Here is a 22,524-nt window from a genome sequence, read left to right as displayed (position 1 = left end):
CGCTCAGGCGTCGAGAAACGCCCGGACGTCGGCGAGGTTCACCGATGTGTCGAGGTAGGTCCCGCCGATCCTGCGCGCGAGCAGGAAGGGGAGCTTGCCTGCGTCCATCTTCTTGTCGTGGAGCATGTGCGCGACGAGCGTCTCGCCATCGGCCTCGATCCCAGCCGCCGCTACGCCATCGGGCAAGCCGATCGCGCGCAAATGCGCCGCGACGCGCTCGGCATCGGCGGCGGGGGCGAGCCCGCGCGCCGCCGAAAAGCCGAACGCCAGCGCCATCCCGGCGGCGACGCCCTCGCCGTGGAGCAAGCTGTCGGAGAAGCCAGCCTCGGCCTCGAGCGCATGGCCGAAGGTGTGGCCGAGATTGAGCAGCGCGCGCTTGCCGGTCGTCTCGCGCTCGTCTTCGGCGACGATCCGCGCCTTGGCGGCGACCGAATGCCCGATGGCGTAGGCGCGCGCGGCGGGATCACCGGCGAGCAAGGCGGGCGCGTTCGCCTCGCACCAGTCGAAAAAGGCGGGGTCGTCGATCAACCCGTATTTCACGACCTCGGCATAGCCCGCGCGGACGTGGCGCAGCGGCAGCGTGTCGAGCACATCCGGGTCGATCAGCACCAAGGCAGGCTGGTGGAACGCGCCGACCAAGTTCTTGCCGGCGCGGGAGTTAATCGCGGTCTTGCCGCCGACCGACGAATCGACCTGCGCGAGCAAGGTCGTCGGGATCTGGACGAAGCCGCAGCCGCGCTTGACGATGCTGCAGGCGAAGCCGACCAGATCGCCGATCACGCCGCCGCCAAGCGCCACGACATGATCGCCGCGCTCGATGCCGAGGTCGAGCAGCCGGTCGGTGAGCTGTTCGAGCATCGCCCAGCTCTTGGTGCCTTCGCCCGGCGGGAGCACGATTGCTTCGCTTTCGACGCCCGCCGTGGTGAGCGACGCCTGCAGCGTCGCCAGGTGCGGCAGGACGTTTTCGTCGGTGACGATCGCCATCCGCCGGCCGCGCGACAAGGGCTTCAACCACTCGGCCGAACGCGCGAGCACGCCGGCTTCGATCACCACGTCATAACTGCGCGAACCGAGCGCCACTGGGATCGTCGTCATATCTTGCCGAGCGCTTTCAGGATGGCGTTGACGGTCGCGTCGTGCGGCGCACGGTGGCTCGAGACGCGGAGGTGTGCCGTCGCGTAGAACGGGTTGCGCACGCGCGCCAGTTCTTCGAGCACCGCGAGCGGATCGCGGTTGCGCAGCAGAGGGCGGGTGTCGCGGCGCGAGACGCGCTCGACGAGCACCGCAGGCTTCGCGTCGAGCCAGATCGCAAAGCCGTTCGACAGGATCGCGGCGCGCGTCTGCGGATCGACAAAGGCGCCGCCGCCGGTCGCGATGACGCGGCGCTCGCCGTCCATCAGGCGGGCGATCACGCGGCGTTCGCCGTCGCGGAAATGCGCTTCGCCGAATCGCTCGAAGATTTCGGATACCGCCATGCCGGCGGCGATCTCGATCTCGCTATCGGCGTCGACGAAGGGGAGGCCGAGGCGCGTGGCGAGCCTGCGCCCGACGGTCGATTTGCCGGCCCCCATCAATCCCACCAGCACGATCGGCTGGCCGGTCCAGATGGGCGGTTCGGGCGGGGAGGGGGCGGGGCTTTGCAACATCGAAGCGAGCGCTATACAGCGCACCTGCGTCTCGGGCAAAAGCTTGGTCGTTGCCCATTTTCAGTTTGTTGCAGGTTGTGAGCCCATGCCCCGTTCGATCGTCGCTCTCATCGTCGTCCTCGTGGTGGTGGTCGCTTTGCTGTTCGGCCTGTCGCGTCTGTCGCACGAAAAGCCGCTGAAGCATGTCGAGAAGGCCGTCCCGCTTGCGAATCTCCAGAAGTAAGGTCGCGATCGCCGCGCTGGCCGCGGCGCTGGCGATTCCGGCGCTAGGCCAGGACAAGCCCGAATCGATTCTTCCGCCCGGCTTCGGTGATCCCACGCCGCCGCCGAGCGCACCGCGTCCGCGCGCTGCCCAGCCGAATCGGCCCGACGCCGCGCCGACTGCGGTGCGGCCGGCGGCCCCTGCGGCGGCTCCGCTCGTTCCCGCCCCGCTCGGTCTCACACCGCTCGGTCCCGGAGGCCCAGATGCCGCGCCGACGCCGCTCGCGACGCCGGTGCCGACCGTCGCGCCCCCTGCGGCGACCGATTTCGCGGCGTTCGTTCGCGCCGACATGCCGGCGTACGCCCGCCGCTCGCTGGCGCAGGTCGGTGTCGTCGGGCCGGCGCAGGGCGCGATGGCGACCGACGCGTTCGGCCGCGCCAATGGCCGCTATCTCGAAACGCTGATGCGGCGGCTGAATCCGCCGGTCGCGTCGCGTTGGGTGTCGATCGTGTTGCGGCGCGCCTTGCTCGCGCGCGTCGATACGCCGCGCGGCGTCAACGGCGCGGATTTCGCCGCCGAGCGCGCGTGGCTGCTGGTGCGGATGGGCGAATCGGTCGCCGCGCGGGCGATGGTGCAAGCGGTCGATACCGAAGATTATACGCCCAAGATGTTTGTCGCAGCGATGCAGGCGGCGCTGGCTGCGGGCGACCCCGCGGCGTTGTGCCCGGCGGTCGAGGCGGGTGCGACGCTTGGCGCCGAGCGGGGGTGGATCCTTGCGCGGGCGATGTGTGCGGGCCTGTCGGGAATGCCCGCGAAGGTACAGCCGTTGCTCACCCAGGCGCGGCGGACGCGGCTGGCCGGGGGCGTCGACCTGTTGCTTGCGCAGAAGGTTGCCGGCACCGGGCAAAGCGGCCGCCAGGCGGTGACGATCGAGTGGGACGATGTCTCGCAACTGACCGCATGGCGCTACGGCCTCGCCACGGCCGCTGGGGTCGAGATCCCGGCAACGCTGCTCGCGACGGGAACGCCTGCGGTCGACGGCTGGCGTGCGCTTGCGCCGACGCTCGCGCCGAACGTCCGCGCGGCGGCGGCCGAGCTTGCGGCGGCACGCGGGATCCTGTCGAGCGCGGCGCTGATCGATCTGTACAGCGCGATCGACGCCGGGGACGACCAGTCGGTCGCCGAAGCCGGCATCGCCCGCGACTTGCGCGCGTCGTACGACGCGAGCAGCATGGCGGGGCGCGCCGATGCGCTCAAGCGGCTGTGGGACGAACCCAAGACCGATGAAGGCCGCTATGCGCGGCTCGTGCTCACCGCGGGCGCGGCGGCGCGGTTGCCGCAATCGCTCGAGAAGCCGGATATCGACCGCATCGTCGCGGCGATCCTCAGTGCGGGGCTCGATCCGCGCGCGATGCGCTGGCGCGAGAAGGCCGAGCGCGGCAGCAACGCCTGGGCGATGCTGACGCTGGTCGACCCGGCCGAGCCGGTGGCGAGCTATGACGAGGTCAGCGCCTATGCCGGCGCCAACGATTCGGACGGGCTCAAGCGGCGGATGTTCTTCGCTGGCCTGGCCGGCCTCGGCCGGATGTCGGCGAGCGAGATCGAGCGCGGCGCGCGGACGCTCAGCGTGCGCGTCGGGCGCGAGGACAGCTGGACACGCGCGCTCAAGACAGCGGTCGTCGACCGCGAGCCCGGCACGGTGGCGTTGCTGTCGGCGGTGGGGATGCAGACGCGTGCGTGGCGCGGCGTGTCGCCCGAGGCGCTCTATCATATCGTGACCGCGCTGCGTGCGGTCGGCTTGCCCGGCGAGGCCAAGATGGTCGCGGTCGAGGCGATGAGCCGGCTGTGACCGAGCCGTCGGCCGCGGGCGGTGACCGCGCGCTGATCGATCGCTTTCTCGAGATGATGGCCGCCGAATCGGGCGCGGCGAGGAATACCGTGCTCGCCTATCGCAGCGATCTCGAGCTGGCTTCGGGGTTTCTCGAGGGGCGGTTGAGCGCTGCGGGTGCCGACGAGCTCGCGCGGCTCGGTGGCGAATGGCTCGCACTGTCGAAGGCGAGCGTGGCGCGCAAATCGGCGGCGTTGCGGCGCTTTTTCGCGTTCCTGGTCGATGAGGGGTTTCGCAGCGACGATCCGGGTGCCGCGCTCCCACGGCCGGGCGCATCGCGCGGGCTGCCCAAGGTGCTAGACCATGCCGATATCGACCGGCTGTTCGCCGCGATCGCCGCGCGAATCGTCCGCGACCCGCCCGATCCCAACGACCTGCGGCTCGCCGCGTTGGTCGAGCTGCTGTACGGATCGGGGCTGCGCGCGACCGAACTGATGTCGCTGCCGCGCCGCGCGGTGGCGCCCGACCGCCCGTATCTCATCCTGCGCGGCAAGGGCGGCAAGGAGCGGCTCGTCCCGCTGTCCGATCGCGCGCGGGCGGCGGTGGCGGTGTGGCGGTTGCACGTTCCCGAGGAGAGCCCGTGGCTGTTCCCCTCGGGCAAGAGCCATCTCAGCCGGATCCGGCTGTACCAGTTGCTCAAGGGCCTGGCGGGCGAGGCGGGGATTCCGCCCGATCGCGTCAGTCCGCACGTGCTGCGGCATGCCTTTGCGACGCATCTGCTGGCGGGCGGGGCCGATCTGCGCGCGCTGCAGTCGATGCTCGGCCATGCCGACATCGCGACGACCGAAATCTACACGCATGTCGATGCGAGCCGGCTCGTGGAGCTCGTCAATACGCGCCATCCGCTGGCCGAGGCGACAGCGCGCGTTGACGCAAAGCGCGGCGGGCCTTAACCGCCGCTGGCTATGGCAAGTTTCCTCGATTTCGAAAAACCGATCGCCGAGCTTCAGAGCCGGATCGACGAGCTGCGCGAGACCGCGTCCGAAGGGACGGTCGATATCGGCGCGGAAGTCGGCAGGCTCCAGGCAAAGTCCGACAAGCTGCTGCGCGACACCTATTCCAGGCTAACCCCGTGGCAGAAGGCGCAAGTCGCGCGCCACGGCGAGCGGCCGCATTTCAAGAACTACGTCGCTGGCCTGTTCGAGGATTTCATGCTGCTCGCGGGCGACCGCGCGTTCGGTGACGATCAGGCGATCCTCGGCGGCTTTGCGACGTTTCGCGGGCGCCGTATCCTCGTGATCGGTCACGAGCGCGGCGACGATACCGCAAGCCGGCTCAAGCACAATTTCGGGATGGGCAAGCCCGAGGGCTATCGCAAGGCGATTCGCCTGATGCAGCTCGCCGACCGCTTCGGCCTGCCCGTCGTGACGCTGGTCGACACCAACGGCGCGTTTCCCGGCATCCAGGCCGAGGAGCGCGGGCAAGCCGAGGCGATCGCGCGCTCGACCGAAGCGTGCCTTGCGCTCGGCGTGCCGATGGTCGCGGCGGTGGTCGGCGAGGGCGGTTCGGGCGGCGCGATTGCGCTGGCGGCCGGCAATATCGTGATGATGTTCGAACATGCGATCTATGCGGTGATCACGCCCGAGGGCTGCGCGTCGATCCTGTGGCGCACCGCCGACAAGGCGCCGGAAGCGGCCGAGGCGATGAAGATCACGGCGCAGGACCTCAAGGGTCTGGGCGTCATCGACACGATCGTTCCCGAGCCGCTTGGCGGTGCGCAGCGCGATCCGGCCACGGCGATCGCGGCGCTCGGCGATGCGATCGAGGCGGCGTTGATCAAGCTCGACGGCAAGACTCCGGCCGAACTGCGCCGCAGCCGGCGCGAGAAGTTCCTGGCGATGGGGCGGCTCTAAGCCGCTCCGCCGCTTGCCGGATCAAGCGGACTTCGCAATTCCGAAATCTTGGTGAAAGTCGTCACGCGCTGATGACTGAAAGCCTTGCATCGCGGCGACGGCGATCCGCGCCGCGATGCGTGCGGATTCGGTCGCGGGCGCGGCGTTTGCAGGGCGCGCACACGAAAACGGGCGGCAAGACCATGGTCTTGCCGCCCGTCTGTCGTCACGTAAGCGCTAAAGCTTACTTGGCAGCCGAACCCAGCGTACCCGACACGTTGGTGAACGTGGTCTTGAGCGAGTTGCCCAGACCCTGCATCGCGGCGATGGCAGCGACGGCGATCAGCGCGGCGATCAGGCCGTATTCGATTGCGGTGGCGCCCTTGGAGTTCTTGATGAAATTGCGGATCGTCTTCATGATTTCGGTCTCCGTGGATAAGTGCTTCAGTACCCGGTCGGACCGGAGTGCCGGGCCAACACAGCTTGTGTAGAAGGCCAGAGTTGATAAAAGTTTAAGGCGACCGGTGGCGTTTGCGGGTCAGTTCGCTGGGGTCGCGGCGCCCGCGCTGCTGACCTTGGTGTTGACGTTGCCCCACATGCCGATGGTGGTATTGGCGAGCTGCGTGAACGACGCGATCAGCGCGATCACGACGAGCGCGGCGATCAGCCCATATTCGATAGCGGTGCCACCCCGGCGGTCGCCAAGCAGAGATTTCAGCAGTCGGATGATCATGGCGATACTCTCCGAGCCAGGTTCCGGCGTTTTGATACCTAAGGATGATTAACGAATGTCTAAACCTTTGGGCGCGGGCGAGACGGCCCCGCTGATGCCGGTGGTTGCGGCAGCGTTGATCGATCGCGACGGGCGCGTGCTGGTGCAGCTGCGCCCGCCCGGCAAGGCGATGGCGGGGCTGTGGGAGTTTCCCGGCGGGAAGGTCGAGCCGGGCGAGACACCCGAGGCGGCGCTGGTGCGCGAGCTCGAGGAGGAATTGGGGATCGTCGTTGCGCAGGACGCGCTGGCGCCGCTGACCTTTGCCAGCGCGGCGCTGCCCGGACGCCATTTGCTGCTGCTGCTCTATGTCTGCCGCGCGTGGGGCGGGGTGCCGCAAGCGCTCGATGCGACCGCGCTCGCGTGGCACGCCCCTGCCGCACTGCGCGACCTGGCGATGCCGCCGGCCGACCTGCCGTTCATCGCTGCGCTCGAGGATATCGGGGACGATCGCTAGGATCGTCGCGCCTGCCGCGCCGCGGGGCAGGAAAGAATATGGAGGCCCGACCGGGAATCGAACCCGGGTGCGAGGATTTGCAGTCCTCTACGTCACCACTCCGCCATCGGGCCACGAGACGCTGTGGGGCGTTTCGGGGAGGCGCGCTGATGCAGGGGCGCACGCGCGCTGTCAACCGCGGGCGTGCAAAAATGCCGCTACGCGTCGCTTGGCGTAGCCTTTCCATCACGATAGAAGCGAGCGCAGCAAACGAGTGTATTGCACAGCTACAACAGTTGTGCAAAGCTGGTGTCCGACAAGGGTGTGGTTCGATGACGGTGACGACGCAGGATTCCGAGATGGTGGCGATGCGCCACGCAATGGTGGCCAGCCAGCTTCGCACCAATGCGGTGAGCGATGCGCGCGTGGTGGCAGCGATGGACAGCGTCCCGCGCGAAGCCTTCGTGCCCGCCGATGCGCAGGCGATCGCGTATCGCGATACCGCGGTGCCGCTCGGCCATGGCCGCGCGCAGAACGTGCCGATCGCGACCGGGCGCCTGCTGACCCAGGCCGAACTGCGCGCGACCGACCGCGTGCTGCTCGTCGGCGCGGCGGGCGGCTATACCGCGGCGGTGCTGTCGCATCTCGTGGATTCGGTCGTCGCGCTCGAATGCGAGCCGGCCCTGGCGGCAGCGGCGCGCACGGCCCTGGCCGATGCCACCAACGTGACCGTGGTCGAGGGTCCGCTCGAGGCGGGCCACGCTGCCGGTGCGCCGTACGACGTGCTCGTCATCGACGGCGCGGTCGAGGCGGTGTCCGACGTTTTGGTTGCGCAAGTCGCGATCGGCGGGCGGGTCGTCACGGGGATCGCCGATCGCGGCGTGACGCGGCTGACCTCGGGCCGCAAGACCGCAGGCGGCTTTGCGCTGCTCGACTTTGCCGACATCGATTGCGTCCCGCTGCCGGGCTTCTCGCGGCCGCGCTCCTTCACGTTCTGATCAGAAAGACACGCCGAGCCATGCGCGCACTCTTTTTCGTCACCGGTACAGCGCTGCTCGCTCTGGTCGCAGCACCGCTGTCGGCGGAAACGCTGCGCGAGGCCTTGGTCAAGGCGTACAACACCAACCCGACGCTCGCCGCGCAACGCGCGAGCCAGCGCGGGGTGGACGAAAACGTGCCGATCATCCGCTCGCAGGGGCTGCCCGGCGTCCAGCTGCAAAGCACCTACACCGAGAATGTCGTGAAGGCGGCGAACAGCTTCGTCTCGCCCGATCGCCAGGCCGGGGCGAGCGTGACGCTCGCGGTACCGATCTACAGCGGTGGCGCGGTCCGCAACGGCATTCGCGCCGCACAGACGCGAGTCGAGAGCGGGCAACTGAGCTTGCGCGGGACCGAGGCGAGCTTGTTCACCACCGTGGTCGGCGCGTATATGGACGTGATCCGCGACGAGGCGATCGTCGGGCTCAACACGCAGAACGTCCGCGTGCTCGAGGTCAACCTTCAGGCCAGCCGCGATCGGTTCCAGGTCGGCGACCTGACCCGCACCGACGTCGCGCAATCCGAGGCGCGTCTCGCGGTCGCGCGCAGCCAGCTGCAATCGTCGCAAGCGCAGCTGATCACCAGCCGCGAGAGCTATATCCGCTTCGTCGGCACCGAGCCCGGCCGGCTCGACACGCCGCCCGACCTGCCCAATCTGCCGGCCGAACCCGATGTCGCGGTCGATGTCGCGTTGAAGAACAATCCGACCTTGCTCGCGGCGGCCAAGGCGCGCGATGCGGCGGGCTATGACATTGGCGTTGCACGCGCCAACCGCTTGCCGACGGTCGCGGTCAATGTTGGCGGCAACTATTATAATTATCTCGGCTCGCTCGGTTCGGGCACGGGGGTTGCGGTCCGACAGAGCGGGAAGGCGGCTACGGTCGGGCTCGGGCTGACGATGCCCTTATATCAGGGCGGCCGCCCGGCCGCGCAGATTCGCCAGGCGCAGGACGCGCGCGTGCGCGCGATCGAGCAAGTGACCGAGACCGAGCGCGGCGTCATCGCGCAGGCGCGGTCGGCCTATGCGGTGTGGAAATCCTCGCTCGAGACGATCGCGTCGAGCGAAGTCGCGGTCAACGCCAACAAGCTCTCGCTCGAGGGCGTCCGCGCCGAGAACAGCGTCGGCAACCGCACGATTCTCGACATCCTGAACGCCGAGCAGGAATTGCTCAACTCGCAGGTCACGCTCGTTACGGCGCAGCGCGACGCCTATGTCGCGGGCTTCGCCTTGCTCGCGGCGATGGGGGAGGCGGAAGCACGCAATCTCGGGCTCGACGGCGGTCCGCTCTACGATCCGGTCGCACACTATACCAGCGTGCGGCACCGGATCTGGGACTGGTCGTCGGACCCCGACCCGGCGGTCACCGGCACGCGGACCAACGCGACGCGCCCGCAGACCGCGAAGATGACGCAACCGCTCGACCCAATTCTCGAAGCGCCAGTTGACAGAAGCGCGCCGATCACTGCAGGTAATGCGACGAAGAACCGTTAACCATCGGATCTACGCACAAACTAGGAATGCGGTAATGGGTGATCTGAGCGCGGAGCCATCGATGGAAGACATCCTTTCGTCGATCAAGCGCATCATCGCCGAGGAAAACGACGCGACGCCGGGCCGCAGCAAGCGCCCACCGCGTTCGCTGCCGCCGCGCTCCGAAGCGGAACCCTTCGATCACGACATCCTCGAGCTGAGCGAGCCCGTCCATGAGCCGGAATATGCACGCGAGCCTGCCCCCCGTCCTGCGCCTGCAGCGGAGCCGGTAGCGGTGGCCGCCAAGCCTGCGCCAGCGTCGGTCGCGCCCGAACCGAGCCCCGAATCGCTGCTGTCGGCGCGCACCGCTGAAGCCTCGCGCAGCCCGCTCGACGCTTTGTCGCGGCTGGTGGTCAAGCCCGAGGTGACCGGATCGGACACGCTCGAGGGCGTGGTGCGCGAGATGCTGCGGCCGATGCTGCGTGACTGGCTCGACGCCAATCTCCCGACGATGGTCGAGGCAATGGTCGCGCGCGAGATCGATCGGATCACGGGGAAGTAAGACCTGCCCGCTTAGACCCGATTGCGGCGGCAGCTGCGTTCTGCTGTAACGTGCCGCCATGAAGATGCTTCTTGCCGCGACCGCCTTGAGCGCCGCTTTCGTCGCTGTTCCTGCAGCTGCCCGCCAACTCACCATCGACGACGTCGTCGCGCTGTCGCGCGTCTCGGCGCCTGCGGTTTCGCCCGACGGGCGCTGGCTCGTATGGCAGCAGCGCGAGACTGACTTGTCGATCGATGGCGGGCGCTTCGACCTGTGGCGGCTCGATCTCGCGCGTAAGGGCGCTGCGCCTGAGCGGCTTGCCGCCGAGGCCGAGGTCAATGAGACCGCACCGCAATTCTCGCACGACGGGCGGACGGTCTATTTCCAATCCGACAAAGGCGGCGACGACGCGGTCTGGTCGATCGGCATCGCGGGCGGCACGGCGACGCGGCTGACGCAATTCAAGGGCGGGATGGGCGGCTTCAAGGTCTCGCCGCAGGACGACAAGCTGCTCGTCTGGGCGGATCGCCGTCCCGGCGCGCCGAGCCTCGAGCCGGCAATGGTCAAGAAGGATGCCAACGCCGGCAACGGCCGCGTGTACGACCAGATGTTCGTGCGGCACTGGGCGAGCTGGTCCGATGGCACGCGCTCGCAACTGTTCGTGCTGCCGCTGACGCCGAGCGGCGCTACGGGGAACGGCGTTCCGATCGAAGGCGCGCTCGTCGGCGATGCGCCCTCCAAGCCGTTCGGCGGCGGCGAGGAAGTGTCGTGGAGCGCCGACGGCAAGACAGTGTTCTTCGCGCTGCGCGAGGCGGGGCGGATCGAGCCGCTCTCGACCAATCTCGACATCTTCGCGGCGCCTGCGGATGGGTCGGCCGCGCCGACCAACCTGACCGCGGCGAACACGGGGACCGACACCTTCCCGACCGTGTCGCCCGATGGGAAATCGCTTGCCTGGGTCGCGATGAAGCGGGCGGGGTATGAAGCCGACCGCCAGGTGCTGATGCTGCGCGATCTTGCGAGCGGGCAGGTGCGCGCGCTGACGCAGGATTGGGATCGCTCGATCGGATCGATCGCCTGGGCGCCCGACAGCAAGACGATTCTCGTCACCGCCGAGGATACGCAGGAGAATCCGATCTGGTCGGTCTCGCCGGTGAGCGGCAAGGTCACGCGGCTCACGCAGGCGGGCAACGTCACGGCCGTGCTGCCGACCGCGAGCGGCGTGGTGTTCGCGATGAATTCGCTGACCGCGCCCGACGATTTCTACAGGCTGACGGGCAAGACGACCGCGCGGCTGACCGCGGTCAACGCGGCCAAGCTTGCCGGCATCGACATGCCGAGCGTGACCAAGTTCAACTTCACCGGCGCGAATAACGACACGGTATGGGGCTATGCGGTCAAGCCCGCTGGCAGCACCGGCAAGGTGCCCGTCGCGTACATGGTGCATGGCGGGCCGCAGGGGTCGAGCAACAACAGCTGGTCGTATCGCTGGAACCCAGCGGTGTTCGCGGGCGCTGGCTATGGCCTCGTCGCGGTCGATTTCCACGGGTCGACCGGTTACGGCCAGGCCTTCACCGATGCGATCCGGGGCAATTGGGGCGGCTGGCCGCTCGAGGATCTGCAGAAGGGCCTTGCCGCAGCGACGGCCAAGTTCAGCTGGCTCGACGGCGACAATGCCTGCGCGCTGGGGGCGTCTTACGGCGGCTATATGATGAACTGGATCGAGGGCAATTGGCCCGATCGCTTCAAGTGCATCGTCCAGCATGACGGCGTGTTCGACGCGCGCGCCATGGCGTACGAGACCGAGGAGCTGTGGTTCGACGAGTGGGAACATGGCGGCAAGGCCTATTTTGAGGACCCCGCCGCGTTCGAGAAATGGAACCCGGTCAACCATGTGACCGCGTGGAAGACGCCGCAGCTCGTCATCACCTCGGAGGGCGATTATCGTATTCCGTACACACAGGGCATCGCGGCGTTCACCGCGCTCCAGCGGCGCGACATTCCGTCGCGGCTGGTGGTGTATCCGGGCGGGAGCCACTGGGTGCAGAAGCCCAATGAGAGCCGCCAATGGTATCGCGAAGTGCTGGGCTGGATGGGGAAATACACTGGCGGCGCGATCGCGCCGCGTCCGGCCGGCACATCCGGCGGGAAGGGCGGCTGACCGCCGCGCCGGCCCGGAGCTTTACCCGAAAAGCGGCGCGACGAGGATCGGCCATAGCATCATCAGCAGTCCGACCACGCTCACAAGGAAGATGAGCGTGCGGACATAGGGCGTGCCGGCGGCGTAGATCGGCAGATAGGCGATCCGCGCGCCGAGCCATACGACGGCGCCGATCGCGGTCCAGCGAGTTTCGATCCCGGTGATGCCGAGCAGCGCGATCGCCGCGACGACGAGTGGGAAGGTCTCGAAGAAATTGCGCTGGGCGCGATCGAGCCGGGCGATGAGCGGCGGCGGCGGTGGCATCGCCGCGTCGCGTGCTCCGGCGTTCCAGGCGGTGCCGTAGAGCTGCGTCTTGAGGACGACCGCGGCGAAGATGTGGACCAGCGCCAGGATACACCCCCAGGCAAGCACGGTGAGTTCGATGCGCATGACGGCTCCTCGGTTCTATGATGCCGTCACAATGCCGCGTGGCGGCGGATTGTTTCATCTGGCGTTCAGGTTGGTGGAATAGACTTTCCGCCGTCTTCAACCAACCGAGGAAACCATCCGATGACTCCGTTTTCGAAGATCCTTCTCGCCGGGCTGGGCACGTGCGCGCTGGCCGGGAGCGCGATTGCCGCCGAGCGCGCGACGCACGTGATGAACGTCAATCTTCCCGACGGCAGCGTGGCGCAGGTCCGCTATGCCGGGGATACGCCGCCGAAGATCGCGCTGGTGCCGGTCGAGCGCGCGATCCCGGTCGCGCTGATCGAATCGCCGTTCGTCGGGTTCGACCAGATCTTCGCCGACATGGATCGCCAGGCTGCGGCGATGCTGCAGCAAGCGGCCGCGCTGCAGGCGGCGGCACCCACGGGCGGCAAGATCGACCAAGCGGCGCTCAGGGCGATGCCGACAGGGGCGAGCTATTCGTTCACCGCGTACAGCTCGAGCAATGGCGGCTGCACGCAGAGCTATCAAATGACCGCCTACGGCACTGCCGAGCCCAAGGTCGTCTCGCAGAGCAGTGGCGATTGCAGCAAGGCTGGGCAGCTGCAAGCGGCACCCAAGCCGGCCAAGGCGATCGAAGCCCCGAAGACAGTGCCTCACGACGCAGTCTGACCGGGCTGCGCTACCTTCCCCCTCCGTTCGCCCTGAGCGTGTCGACGGGCACCTCTCCACCCGGAACGCCGGACGTCGGGAGGGCAGCGCTTCGACAAGCTCAGCTCGAACGGGGTGGGGGACGACGCGGGAATCTTGTAGGGCGGTCCGTACGGGCCGCCCTTTTCTTTTGCGGCATCGCGGCTAAAGCCTGCAGGCTATGACCGAGCTCTCCAAAACCTTCGACCCCGCTGAACTCGAGCAGCGCTGGTACGCGCATTGGGAGACGAACGGGCTGTTCCGCCCCGACCGCCCCGGCGCCGAGCCGTGGACGATCGTCAACCCGCCGCCCAACGTCACGGGTTCGCTTCACATCGGCCATGCGCTCGACAATACGCTGCAGGACATTCTCGCGCGGCATGCGCGGCTGCAGGGCAAGGATGCGCTGTGGGTGGTCGGCACCGACCATGCCGGCATCGCGACGCAGATGGTGGTCGAGCGCCAGATGGCCTCCGCCCAACAAAAGCGCACCGACTTCACTCGCGAAGAGTTTGTCGCGAAGGTGTGGGAATGGAAGGAAGAGAGCGGCGGCGAGATCACGCAGCAGCTCCGCCGGCTCGGCTGCTCGATGGACTGGGCGAACGAGCGCTTCACGATGGACGAGGGCTTCTCCAAGGCCGTCCTGAAAGTGTTCGTCGACCTGCATAAGGAAGGTCTGTTGTATCGCGACAAACGGCTGGTGAACTGGGATCCGGCGTTTCGCACCGCGATCAGTGACCTAGAGGTCGAAACGCGCGAAGTCGCCGGTCATATGTGGCACTTCAAATACCCGCTCGCGGGCGGGGAGACCTATACCTATGTCGAGCGCGATGCCGATGGGCAGGTGGTGGTCGAGGAAGAGCGCGACTATATCGCGATCGCCACCACGCGACCCGAGACGATGCTGGGCGACGGCGCGGTCGCAGTGAATCCGAAGGACGAGCGCTATCGTGCCATCGTCGGCAAACTGTGCGAAATCCCGGTCGGTCCCAAGGAGCATCGCCGCCTGATCCCGATCATCGCCGACGAGTATCCGGACCCTGATTTCGGTTCGGGTGCGGTCAAGATCACAGGCGCGCACGATGCCAATGACTATGGCGTTGCCCAACGCAATGGCATCCCAATGTACCGGCTGATGGACGAGATGGCGGCGATGCGCACCGACGGCGCGCCCTACGAGGAGGCCGCAGCGCGTGCGCGCGAAGTGGCCAGCGGTGCGACCGCCAGCGCAGCCGAGATCGACGCATTGAATTTGGTCCCCGACACCTATCGCGGGCTCGACCGCTATGCGGCGCGCAAGCAGGTGGTGGCGGATATCGACGCCGATGGCCTGATGCTGATGGTCGAGAACAAAACTATTATGCAGCCCTTCGGTGATCGCAGCGGTGTCGTGATCGAGCCGATGCTCACCGACCAATGGTATGTCGATGCGGCGACGCTCGCCAAGCCGGCGATCGAGGCGGTGCGCTCGGGCGCGATCCAAATCGTGCCCAAGACGTGGGAGAAGACCTTCTTCAACTGGATGGAGAACATCCAGCCGTGGTGTGTGTCGCGGCAGCTTTGGTGGGGGCATCGGATCCCGGCGTGGTTCGCCGAGGACGGGTCGATCTACGTCGCGCTGACCGAGGCCGAAGCGCAGGCGCAGGCCGGCGCGGGCGTTGCGCTGCGCCAGGATAGCGACGTGCTCGACACGTGGTTCTCTTCCGCGCTGTGGCCGTTCGCGACGATGGGGTGGCCCGAGGAAACCTCGCCGACGCTGCACGGCCGCTACCCGAACGACGTGCTCATCTCGGGCTTCGACATCCTGTTCTTCTGGGACGCCCGCATGATGATGCAGGGCATCCACTTCATGGGCGATGTGCCGTTCAAGAAGCTCTACCTCCACGGCCTAGTTCGCGCCGCCGACGGCGCGAAGATGTCCAAGTCGAAGGGCAATGTCGTCAACCCGCTCGGGCTGATCGACCAGTACGGCGCCGACGCTTTGCGCTTCTTCATGGCGGCGATGGAGAGCCAGGGCCGCGACATCAAGATGGATGAGAAGCGCGTCGAGGGCTATCGCAACTTCGCCACCAAGCTGTGGAACGCATGCCGCTTCGCGCAGTCGAACGGCATCGTCGCGAGTACGCACATGGAAGCGCCCGCGGCCGGGCTCGCGGTCAACAAGTGGATCATCGCCGAGACGATCGGTTGCGTCCAGGCGGTCGACCTCGCGCTGGCCGATCTGCGCTTCGATGGCGCGGCGAACGCGGTCTATCAGTTCGTGTGGAGCCGCTTCTGCGACTGGTATCTCGAGCTGATCAAGCCGGTGTTCGATGGTGACGAAAAGGGCAGCATCGATCCCGAGAGCAAGCTGGTCGCGGGCTGGGTGATCGACCAGATCCTCGTGCTGCTCCACCCGTTCATGCCGTTCATCACCGAGGAACTGTGGCACGCGATGGGCCCGCGCGAATACGATCTGATCGTCGCGAAATGGCCGATGGCGGATGCGCGCTCGCTCGATCCGGCGGCGAGCAAGGAGATCGACTGGCTGATCCGATTGGTGTCCGAAATCCGCGCCGCGCGGACTGAGGTCAACATTGCGCCGGGCACGCGGATGCAGATGCATGTCCGTGATGCCGATTCGGAAACGCTCGCGCGGCTCGAGCGGCAGGCGACGGTGATCGCCCGCCTCGCGCGGGCGAGCGTGGTGCAGGATGCGCCCGGTGGTGGCGCGCTGCAGGTGGTGGTCGATGGCGCGACCTTCGTGCTGCCGCTCGAGGGGATCATCGACCTCGCCGTCGAGCGCGAGCGGCTGACCAAGGGCATTGCCGCCGCCGCCAAGGAGCGCGACGCGCTCGCCGGACGGCTCGGCAATGCGAGCTTCGTGGAACGCGCGAAGCCCGAGGCGGTTGAGAAGGCGCGCGCCGATCACGCCGAGAAGTCCGCCGAGGCCGAACGGTTGACGGCGGCGCTCGAGCGGCTGGGCTGAAATCGACGAGTAGTCACCCCGGCCTTGTGCCGGGGTCCACCTTCGCGCACGTGCGGGCAGCATTGCGCTCGCGGGACGGTGGACCCCGGCACGGAGCCGGGGTGACGAAGGGGAGTAGAGACGATGATGGCAAACTCCCCGACGCGCCGCGGTCAGCGCGACCTGACGACCGGGCCGATCGCGATGACGCTGCTCGCCTTCGCGCTCCCGACGCTCGGCTCGAACATCCTTCAGTCGCTCAACGGCTCGATCAACACGATCTGGGTCGGGCGCTTCCTCGGCGAGGGCGCGGTTGCGGCGACTGCCAATGCCAATACGATCATGTTCCTCATGTTCGCGCTCGTGTTCGGCTTCGGCATGGCCTCGACCATCCTGATCGGCCAGAGCATGGGGCGGCGCGATGTCGAGGCGGCGCGCCGCGCGTTCGGCGCGTCGATCGGGCTGGTGATGGCAGGCGCGGTGGTGGTCGCGGCGCTCGGCTGGATCTTCACCCCCGACATCCTGCGCGTGCTCGCAACGCCGCCGAGCGCGATGACGCTCGCGCTCGCCTATCTGCGCGTGATCTTTCTCGGGCTGCCGGCGTCGATGCTGCTCGTTTTGCTCAGCATGGCGCTGCGCGGGATCGGCGATTCGATCACGCCGCTGTGGTTCACGCTGCTCAGCGTGCTGCTCGATAGCGGGTTGAACCCGGTGTTCATCCGCGGCTGGTTCGGAATGCCGGCGATGGGGATTGCCGGCTCGGCGACCGCGACGCTGATCGCGTCGCACGTCGCGGCGTTCGGGCTGCTTGCCTACGTCTATGCGCGCGACTTGCCGATCCGGCTGCGGGGGCACGAGCTGTCCTACCTCATCCCGAGCCTCGCGCTGACTCGAACGATCCTGTCGAAGGGCCTGCCGATGGGCGCGCAGATGCTCGTCATGTCGGTTGCCGCGCTGACGATGACCGGGCTCGTCAATCGCTACGGGATCGAGACGACTGCGGCCTATGCCGTGTCGCTCCAGCTCTGGGGCTATATCCAGATGCCCGCGCTGGCGGTCGGCGCAGCGGTGAGCAGCATGGCGGCGCAGAATATCGGCGCTGGCTTCTGGGACCGGGTCGACCGGATCACCCGCGCCGGGCTGATCTTCAGCGCGGTGCTGACCTCGACCATGGTGCTCGCGATCATCGCGTTCGACCGGCCGGTGATGGGGCTGTTCCTCGGTGGCGAGAGCCCGGCGATTGCGATCGCGCGGCATATCCAGGTGCTGGCGAGCTGGAACTTCATCATCTTCGGCATGACGATGGTACTGTTCTCGACGGTGCGCGCCAACGGCGCGGTGTGGGCGCCGCTGATCATGCTGTTCGTCGCGATGTATCCGGTGCGGATCGGCTTTGCGCTGTTGTTCCAGCCGACCATGGGGGCGGATGCGCTGTGGTGGAGCTTCCCGCTCGGCTCGTGCGCCAATTTCGTGATGGCGCTGTGCTATTATCGCTATGGCGGCTGGCGCAACCAGCGGCTCGTCGTGCCGGCGGAGCGCGCGCAGGAACAGGTGCCGAGCTCGGCCGAACCCGCGGGGCGGCTGCACCCGTCGAGCTGACGCGCAAGACCGCTTGCGCCCGCCCGCGCGAGGTTCCAGAACGCGCAACATGACCGCCCAATATCCAGCGCTTCGTCTTCGTCGTACTCGCGCCTCGGCCTGGAGCCGGCGGCTCTATGCCGAGACGGTGCTGACCCCCGCCGATCTGATCTGGCCGCTGTTCATCGCCGAAGGCACCGGCGTCGAGGAGCCGATCGCATCGCTGCCCGGCGTGTCGCGCTGGTCGGTCGACGGGATTGTCGCGCGCGGGCGTGAAGCGCGCGATCTCGGCATTCCGTGCGTCGCGCTGTTCCCGAATACGCCGGGGCATCTGCGCAGCGCGACGGGCGAGGAAGCGATCAATCCCGACAATCTGATGTGCCGCGCGGTGAAGGCGCTCAAGGACGCGGTCCCCGAAGTGGGCGTGCTGACCGATGTCGCGCTCGATCCCTATACCAGCCATGGGCACGATGGCTTGCTCGACGCGGCAGGCTATGTGCTCAACGACGCGACCTCGGAAGCGCTGGTCGCGCAGGCGCTCAACCAGGCGGCGGCGGGGTCCGACATCATTGCCCCTTCGGACATGATGGACGGCCGCATCGGCGCGATCCGTGAGGCGCTCGAGGCTGATGCGCACCACAACGTCCAGATCATGTCCTATGCGGCCAAGTATGCGAGCGCGTTCTACGGCCCGTTCCGCGACGCGGTGGGCTCGCGCGGGCTGCTGAAGGGCGACAAGAAGACCTATCAGATGGACTCGGCCAATGCCGAGGAAGCGCTGCGCGAAGTCGCGCTCGATCTCGCCGAGGGCGCCGACAGTGTGATGGTCAAGCCTGGGCTGCCCTATCTCGACATCGTCGCGCGGGTGAAATCGGCGTTCGAAGTGCCGGTGTTCGCGTACCAGGTGAGCGGCGAATATGCGATGATCGAGGCCGCGGTCGCGGCCGGCGCGGCCGAGCGCGACCCGATGGTGCTCGAGACGCTGATGGCGTTCAAGCGCGCGGGTTGCTCGGGCGTGCTGACCTATCACGCGGCGCACGCGGCGCGCTTGCTGGGCGCGTGAGCGACGCGGTCGTCGAGACCGAGCGGTTGCGGTTGCGCGTCCCCGGACCGGGCGACCGCGCGACGCTGCATGGCTGGTTCGGCGATCCGCAGGTGATGGCCGATCTCGCGCCGGCGATGGACGCAGCGGCGGCGGATGCCGCGATCGCGCGGCACCATGGGTATCGCGGCGAAGGCCTCGGCTTCTGGATGGTCGAGCGCAGGCTGGACGGTGTGCCGCTCGGCTTTTGCGGGCTGAAACGCGGTAACCCCGAGACGCCGCTGGCGGGCGCGCTCGAGATTGGCTGGATGTTCGGGCCCGAGCACTGGGGGCAGGGCTATGCACGCGAGGCAGCGGCGGGGGTACTCGCCTGGGCGTGGCCGAACTGCCGCGACGCCCAAGTCGGCGCGATTACCGCCCGCGTGAATGTCGCGAGCCAGCGGCTGATGGAGCGGATCGGCATGCACGCCGAGCCAGCGCTCGATTTCGAGCATCCCGCCTTTGCCGAAGGGCACCGGCTGCGCGACAGCGTGGTCTACGTGATCGACCGTCCACGCGCATGATCGAGACGCAGCGCTTGATCCTGCGCTGCTGGCGCGAGCGCGATATCGCGCCGTTGCACGCGATGGGGCAGGACCCCGAGGTGATGCGCTATCTCGGCCCGCCGCTGAGCATCGACGCCGCGCGCGAGGGGCATGACCGGATGGTCGCGTGCCAGGATGCGCACGGCTTCTGCTTCTGGGCGGTCGAACGTCGTGCCGACGGTGCGTTCCTCGGATTCTGCGGGATCAAGCCGGGCGACAGCTTCCTCGAGGGCGAAACCGAGATTGCGTGGCGGCTCGCGCGCGATGCGTGGGGGCAGGGCTATGCGCGCGAGGCGGCCGAGGCGAGCCTCGTCTGGGGCTGGGCGAACCTCGCCATTCCACGTGTCACCGCGATCACCGTCCCCGCCAATACGCGCAGCTGGGGGCTGATGGAGCGGCTCGGCATGACACGCGTCGTGGGTGGCGACTTCGACCGTCCTGATCTTGCCGTGGGCGATCCGCTCCGGCGCCACATCCTCTATCGAATCGATCGGCCGACCGCATGACGACCCTCCGAGCTCCCGTGCGCCTTGCCCGGCCGCTGTTCGTGCTGACGATCCTGGCGAGCTCGTTCCTGCTCTTCCTCGTCCAGCCGATGGTCGCGCGGATGGCGCTGCCGCGGCTTGGCGGCGCGCCGGCGGTGTGGAACTCGGCGATGCTCGTCTATCAGGCGCTGCTGCTCGCCGGGTACGGCTATGCGCACTGGCTCGGTCGGATGAACCCACGCGCGCAGGCGATGACGCATCTCGGCGTCCTGCTCGTCGCGGGGTTGTGGCTGCCGATCGGGCTGACCACGCTCCAGCCGAGCCCGACCGCGCAGCCCGCGATCTGGGTGCCGTGGCTGCTCGGTCTGTCGATCGGGCCATTGTTCTTCGCGATCTCGGCGCAGGCACCGCTGCTCCAGCGCTGGTTCAGCCTGACGCGGCACGGCGACAATCCGTATGCGCTATACGCCGCGTCGAACTTCGGCAGCTTTGCCGGGCTGCTGGCCTATCCGCTGTTCGTCGAGCCCGGGCTCGCTCTGTACGGGCAGCGCGTGGTGTGGAGCAGCGGCTATATCCTGGTCGGTCTGCTGGTGGCGCTGTGCGCGGCGACGCTGCCGCGCGGCGGGCCGGTGGCAGATGCTGCACCGCGCGCCACGTCTCCCGCGCCGGGTCGGCGACGCGTGGCGCACTGGATCCTCCTGGCGTTCGTGCCGTCGGGGCTGATGCTCGCGACCTCGACGCTCATCACCACCGATATCGTCGCGATGCCGCTGCTGTGGGTGCTCCCGCTCGGGCTGTATCTGCTGAGCTTCACGATCGCGTTTGCGAGCGACCGCACCACTGCCGATATCCAGACGCGAATCGCGCCGATCGCGATGCTGCTGTTCGGCGGCTTGCTCGTCGGTGGGATGGCCGGGATGCCGATGCTCGGCGCGATCATGGCGCTGGCGGTGCTGTTCCTCGTCTCGGTCGCGCTCCATACCGCGCTGTACCGGCTGCGGCCCGAGCCCGACCGGCTGACCGGGTTCTACCTCGCGATGTCGGTCGGCGGGGCGCTCGGCGGGGTGTTCTCGGCGCTGCTCGCGCCGCTGCTGTTCGACTGGACCTACGAATATCCGATCCTCATCCTCGCCGCGGCGGTGCTGACGCCGCAACGCGCCTTGCTCGGTGTGGTCGCGCAGTTGTGGGACGGCAATGCGCAGCGGCAGCGAATCCTGCTCTATGTCGTGGCGATCGCGGTCGTCGCGCTCGTCGCGCTCGTGCTCACCTATCCCGGCCCGATCGGTCGCCCCGGACCGACACAGCACATCACGCTGATGGTGATGGTGGCGCTCGGCTTGCTGACGATCGGATCGCGTCGTGCTTTCGCGATTGCCATGTTCGGATCGCTGATCGCATTCGGTGGCTATCACGCGGTGATGATCTCGCTCGAGCCCGATGCCCGCACGCGCAGCTATTTCGGCATCTACACCGTCCGCGGAAACCCGCGCGAACGCGAACTCGCGCATGGCACGACGGTGCACGGCCTGCAACTGCTCGGCACGCCCGCACGCGAGCGGACCGCGACGACCTATTACGTCCCTGGTGCCGGAATCGGGCAGGCGCTGCAGGCGGTCCCGGCGCTGTACGGGCCGGCGGCACGCGTCGGCATCGTCGGGTTGGGGGCAGGGACGGTGGCTTGCTATGCCAAGCCCGGACAGGACTGGCGGTTCTACGAGATCGATCCGGCGATCGTCCGAATCGCGCGGACGCGCTTCAGCTTCCTGTCGCGCTGTCTGCCCGATGCCCCGGTGGTGCTCGGCGATGCGCGGCTCAACCTTGCGCACGCGGCGAGCGGATCGCTCGATTTCCTCGCGCTCGATGCCTTCTCGTCCGATTCGGTGCCGATGCACCTGATGACGCGCGAGGCGTTCGCGAGCTATGCGCGCGTGCTCACGCCGCGCGGGCTGTTGCTGGTGCACATCTCGAACCGCTTCCTCGATCTCGAACCCGTCGTTGCGGGCGCTGCCGAGGTTGGGGGGTGGCACGCCGTCCAGCTCTTCTATCGTCCGCCGCAGGCCAACGCGGCAGGCGCGACCAAGTCGCAATGGGTGGCCTTGTCGCACGACTCCAAGATCATCGCGGCGTTGCAGCGCGGCAACGCGGCATGGGGGGCGGTCCCGGTCCGCGCGGGCTTCACGCCGTGGACCGACGATTATTCGACGATCCTGCCGCTGCTCAAAGGCGTCCGCTAGGCGCTACGCAGCTTTGCCGAGATTGCGGTGATGCGTGTGCTCTGCGCCTCGAGCGCGGCCTGTGCCGCAGTCTGGAGCGTCGCGATCGCGGGATATTCGGGTTTGCCGCCGGTGATGCGGTCCGACGCCATCGTATCCACCGCGGAGAGCGTGGCCGACGTCGTCGCGCGATAACCGTCGAGTTCGGCGAGCGCGGTCTGCGCCGCGATCCAGCGTTCGCCACCAGGCGCGTCGCCGCGGGCGGCATCGGCAAGCCGCTCGGCGCGCATCGCAGCGGGCGCGAAGTCGGCGCTCGTGCGGTCGAGCGTCTTGCGCAGCTCGGCCAGCGCCGAATCGGTCGAAGGCTCGGGTTCGGCGAGCGCGATCGGCGTTTCGGGTTCGGCATCGCTGCGCGATTCGATCGCGCGCGGGAGCAGCGAGGGATAGCGCGTCGACGTCTGCGCGGCGCATCCTCCGAGAATGAGGGTCATGGCCAGCGCAAAAGCGGCGGGGCGGGCGGGCAAAAGCGGCTGGTTCATCGATAAATTCTCTATGCTGGCAAGAAAGGTGACGCA

General features: G+C 67.9%; 22 protein-coding genes and 1 tRNA gene. 16 read left to right on the top strand and 7 right to left on the bottom strand.

The features are described from left to right. Nucleotides 1–3 precede the first annotated feature (3 nt). Both aroB and E2E30_RS09125 read right to left on the bottom strand, forming a co-directional pair. Nucleotides 4–1,095 carry a 3-dehydroquinate synthase gene (gene aroB, locus E2E30_RS09130; protein WP_133189150.1) on the bottom strand — a complete coding sequence of 364 codons (1,092 nt, stop codon included), beginning with the start codon at nt 1,093–1,095 and terminating at the stop codon, nt 4–6. Beyond that, nucleotides 1,092–1,646 (bottom strand): shikimate kinase, encoded by a 555-nt coding sequence (locus E2E30_RS09125; protein ID WP_133192011.1) that lies wholly within the window; start codon nt 1,644–1,646, stop codon nt 1,092–1,094. The genes aroB and E2E30_RS09125 overlap by 4 nt, the downstream gene beginning before the upstream one ends. An 85-nt stretch (nt 1,647–1,731) precedes the next feature. On the opposite strand from E2E30_RS09125, the gene E2E30_RS20740 reads away from it, so the two are divergent. The 4 genes from E2E30_RS20740 to E2E30_RS09110 are packed head-to-tail and all read left to right on the top strand — an operon-like array spanning nt 1,732 to nt 5,589. Then, nucleotides 1,732–1,869 carry a hypothetical protein gene (locus E2E30_RS20740; protein ID WP_165954491.1) on the top strand — a complete coding sequence of 46 codons (138 nt, stop codon included), beginning with the start codon at nt 1,732–1,734 and terminating at the stop codon, nt 1,867–1,869. After that, nucleotides 1,850–3,697: a hypothetical protein gene (locus E2E30_RS09120; RefSeq protein ID WP_133189149.1), complete on the top strand. Its 1,848-nt coding sequence runs from the start codon at nt 1,850–1,852 to the stop codon at nt 3,695–3,697. The genes E2E30_RS20740 and E2E30_RS09120 overlap by 20 nt, the downstream gene beginning before the upstream one ends. After that, complete coding sequence (locus E2E30_RS09115; RefSeq protein ID WP_133189148.1) at nt 3,694–4,629, top strand: tyrosine-type recombinase/integrase; 936 nt, start codon at nt 3,694–3,696, stop codon at nt 4,627–4,629. Before E2E30_RS09120 ends, E2E30_RS09115 begins: the two co-directional genes overlap by 4 nt. Before the next feature lie 12 nt (nt 4,630–4,641). Further along, nucleotides 4,642–5,589: an acetyl-CoA carboxylase carboxyltransferase subunit alpha gene (locus E2E30_RS09110; RefSeq protein WP_133189147.1), complete on the top strand. Its 948-nt coding sequence runs from the start codon at nt 4,642–4,644 to the stop codon at nt 5,587–5,589. A 223-nt stretch (nt 5,590–5,812) separates the two neighbouring features. Here the strand turns inward: E2E30_RS09110 and E2E30_RS09105 are convergent, their stop codons facing one another. Continuing rightward, complete coding sequence (locus tag E2E30_RS09105) at nt 5,813–5,986, bottom strand: Flp family type IVb pilin (protein WP_133189146.1); 174 nt, start codon at nt 5,984–5,986, stop codon at nt 5,813–5,815. A gap of 120 nt (nt 5,987–6,106) precedes the next feature. Then, nucleotides 6,107–6,301 (bottom strand): Flp family type IVb pilin, encoded by a 195-nt coding sequence (locus E2E30_RS09100; protein WP_133189145.1) that lies wholly within the window; start codon nt 6,299–6,301, stop codon nt 6,107–6,109. Between the two features lie 55 nt (nt 6,302–6,356). Here E2E30_RS09100 and E2E30_RS09095 point away from each other — a divergent pair, with 55 nt between their 5' ends. Next, nucleotides 6,357–6,794: a (deoxy)nucleoside triphosphate pyrophosphohydrolase gene (locus tag E2E30_RS09095; protein WP_133189144.1), complete on the top strand. Its 438-nt coding sequence runs from the start codon at nt 6,357–6,359 to the stop codon at nt 6,792–6,794. Nucleotides 6,795–6,833: 39 nt separating this feature from the next. Here E2E30_RS09095 and E2E30_RS09090 read toward each other — a convergent pair. Then, a tRNA-Cys gene (locus E2E30_RS09090) sits at nt 6,834–6,907 on the bottom strand. 198 nt (nt 6,908–7,105) lie between these two features. On the opposite strand from E2E30_RS09090, the gene E2E30_RS09085 reads away from it, so the two are divergent. The 4 genes from E2E30_RS09085 to E2E30_RS09070 are packed head-to-tail and all read left to right on the top strand — an operon-like array spanning nt 7,106 to nt 11,984. Further along, the gene (locus E2E30_RS09085) at nt 7,106–7,771 is read left to right on the top strand and encodes a protein-L-isoaspartate O-methyltransferase family protein (protein ID WP_133189143.1); all 666 of its coding nucleotides are present in this window, start codon (nt 7,106–7,108) and stop codon (nt 7,769–7,771) included. Between the two features lie 20 nt (nt 7,772–7,791). After that, a complete protein-coding gene (locus tag E2E30_RS09080) occupies nt 7,792–9,303 on the top strand; it encodes a TolC family outer membrane protein (protein ID WP_165954490.1) in 1,512 nt (503 codons plus the stop codon). Nucleotides 9,304–9,337: 34 nt separating this feature from the next. After that, the gene (locus E2E30_RS09075; protein WP_206365675.1) at nt 9,338–9,844 is read left to right on the top strand and encodes a DUF2497 domain-containing protein; all 507 of its coding nucleotides are present in this window, start codon (nt 9,338–9,340) and stop codon (nt 9,842–9,844) included. Between the two features lie 58 nt (nt 9,845–9,902). Then, nucleotides 9,903–11,984 (top strand): S9 family peptidase, encoded by a 2,082-nt coding sequence (locus E2E30_RS09070; RefSeq protein WP_133189142.1) that lies wholly within the window; start codon nt 9,903–9,905, stop codon nt 11,982–11,984. Between the two features lie 21 nt (nt 11,985–12,005). On the opposite strand, the gene E2E30_RS09065 is transcribed toward E2E30_RS09070, so the two are convergent. Then, a complete protein-coding gene (locus tag E2E30_RS09065; protein WP_133189141.1) occupies nt 12,006–12,413 on the bottom strand; it encodes an MAPEG family protein in 408 nt (135 codons plus the stop codon). 120 nt (nt 12,414–12,533) lie between these two features. On the opposite strand from E2E30_RS09065, the gene E2E30_RS09060 reads away from it, so the two are divergent. The 7 genes from E2E30_RS09060 (at nt 12,534) to E2E30_RS09030 (ending at nt 21,970) form a co-directional block, all read left to right on the top strand. Next, nucleotides 12,534–13,082 (top strand): hypothetical protein, encoded by a 549-nt coding sequence (locus E2E30_RS09060; protein ID WP_133189140.1) that lies wholly within the window; start codon nt 12,534–12,536, stop codon nt 13,080–13,082. A gap of 199 nt (nt 13,083–13,281) precedes the next feature. Beyond that, the gene (locus E2E30_RS09055) at nt 13,282–16,068 is read left to right on the top strand and encodes a valine--tRNA ligase (protein ID WP_133189139.1); all 2,787 of its coding nucleotides are present in this window, start codon (nt 13,282–13,284) and stop codon (nt 16,066–16,068) included. Between the two features lie 126 nt (nt 16,069–16,194). After that, entirely contained in the window at nt 16,195–17,646 is a 1,452-nt protein-coding gene (locus tag E2E30_RS09050; RefSeq protein WP_133192008.1) for an MATE family efflux transporter, read from the top strand. Nucleotides 17,647–17,695: 49 nt separating this feature from the next. Further along, nucleotides 17,696–18,688: a porphobilinogen synthase gene (gene hemB / locus E2E30_RS09045; RefSeq protein ID WP_133189138.1), complete on the top strand. Its 993-nt coding sequence runs from the start codon at nt 17,696–17,698 to the stop codon at nt 18,686–18,688. Next, complete coding sequence (locus tag E2E30_RS09040; RefSeq protein ID WP_133189137.1) at nt 18,685–19,230, top strand: GNAT family N-acetyltransferase; 546 nt, start codon at nt 18,685–18,687, stop codon at nt 19,228–19,230. Before hemB ends, E2E30_RS09040 begins: the two co-directional genes overlap by 4 nt. Continuing rightward, the gene (locus E2E30_RS09035) at nt 19,227–19,757 is read left to right on the top strand and encodes a GNAT family N-acetyltransferase (RefSeq protein ID WP_133189136.1); all 531 of its coding nucleotides are present in this window, start codon (nt 19,227–19,229) and stop codon (nt 19,755–19,757) included. Before E2E30_RS09040 ends, E2E30_RS09035 begins: the two co-directional genes overlap by 4 nt. Then, the gene (locus E2E30_RS09030; protein ID WP_133189135.1) at nt 19,754–21,970 is read left to right on the top strand and encodes a spermidine synthase; all 2,217 of its coding nucleotides are present in this window, start codon (nt 19,754–19,756) and stop codon (nt 21,968–21,970) included. Before E2E30_RS09035 ends, E2E30_RS09030 begins: the two co-directional genes overlap by 4 nt. Here E2E30_RS09030 and E2E30_RS09025 read toward each other — a convergent pair. After that, nucleotides 21,967–22,488: a hypothetical protein gene (locus tag E2E30_RS09025; RefSeq protein WP_165954489.1), complete on the bottom strand. Its 522-nt coding sequence runs from the start codon at nt 22,486–22,488 to the stop codon at nt 21,967–21,969. The two genes, E2E30_RS09030 and E2E30_RS09025, sit on opposite strands and share 4 nt — an antisense overlap. Nucleotides 22,489–22,524: the final 36 nt, after the last annotated feature.

Origin of the sequence: Sphingomonas sp. AAP5 (assembly GCF_004354345.1) — a bacterium.
In the GTDB taxonomy this organism is placed as follows: Bacteria; Pseudomonadota; Alphaproteobacteria; order Sphingomonadales; family Sphingomonadaceae; genus Sphingomonas; species Sphingomonas glacialis.
The sequence above is the reverse complement of the archived record's forward strand: the minus strand, read 5'-3'. Positions and strand labels throughout refer to the sequence as shown.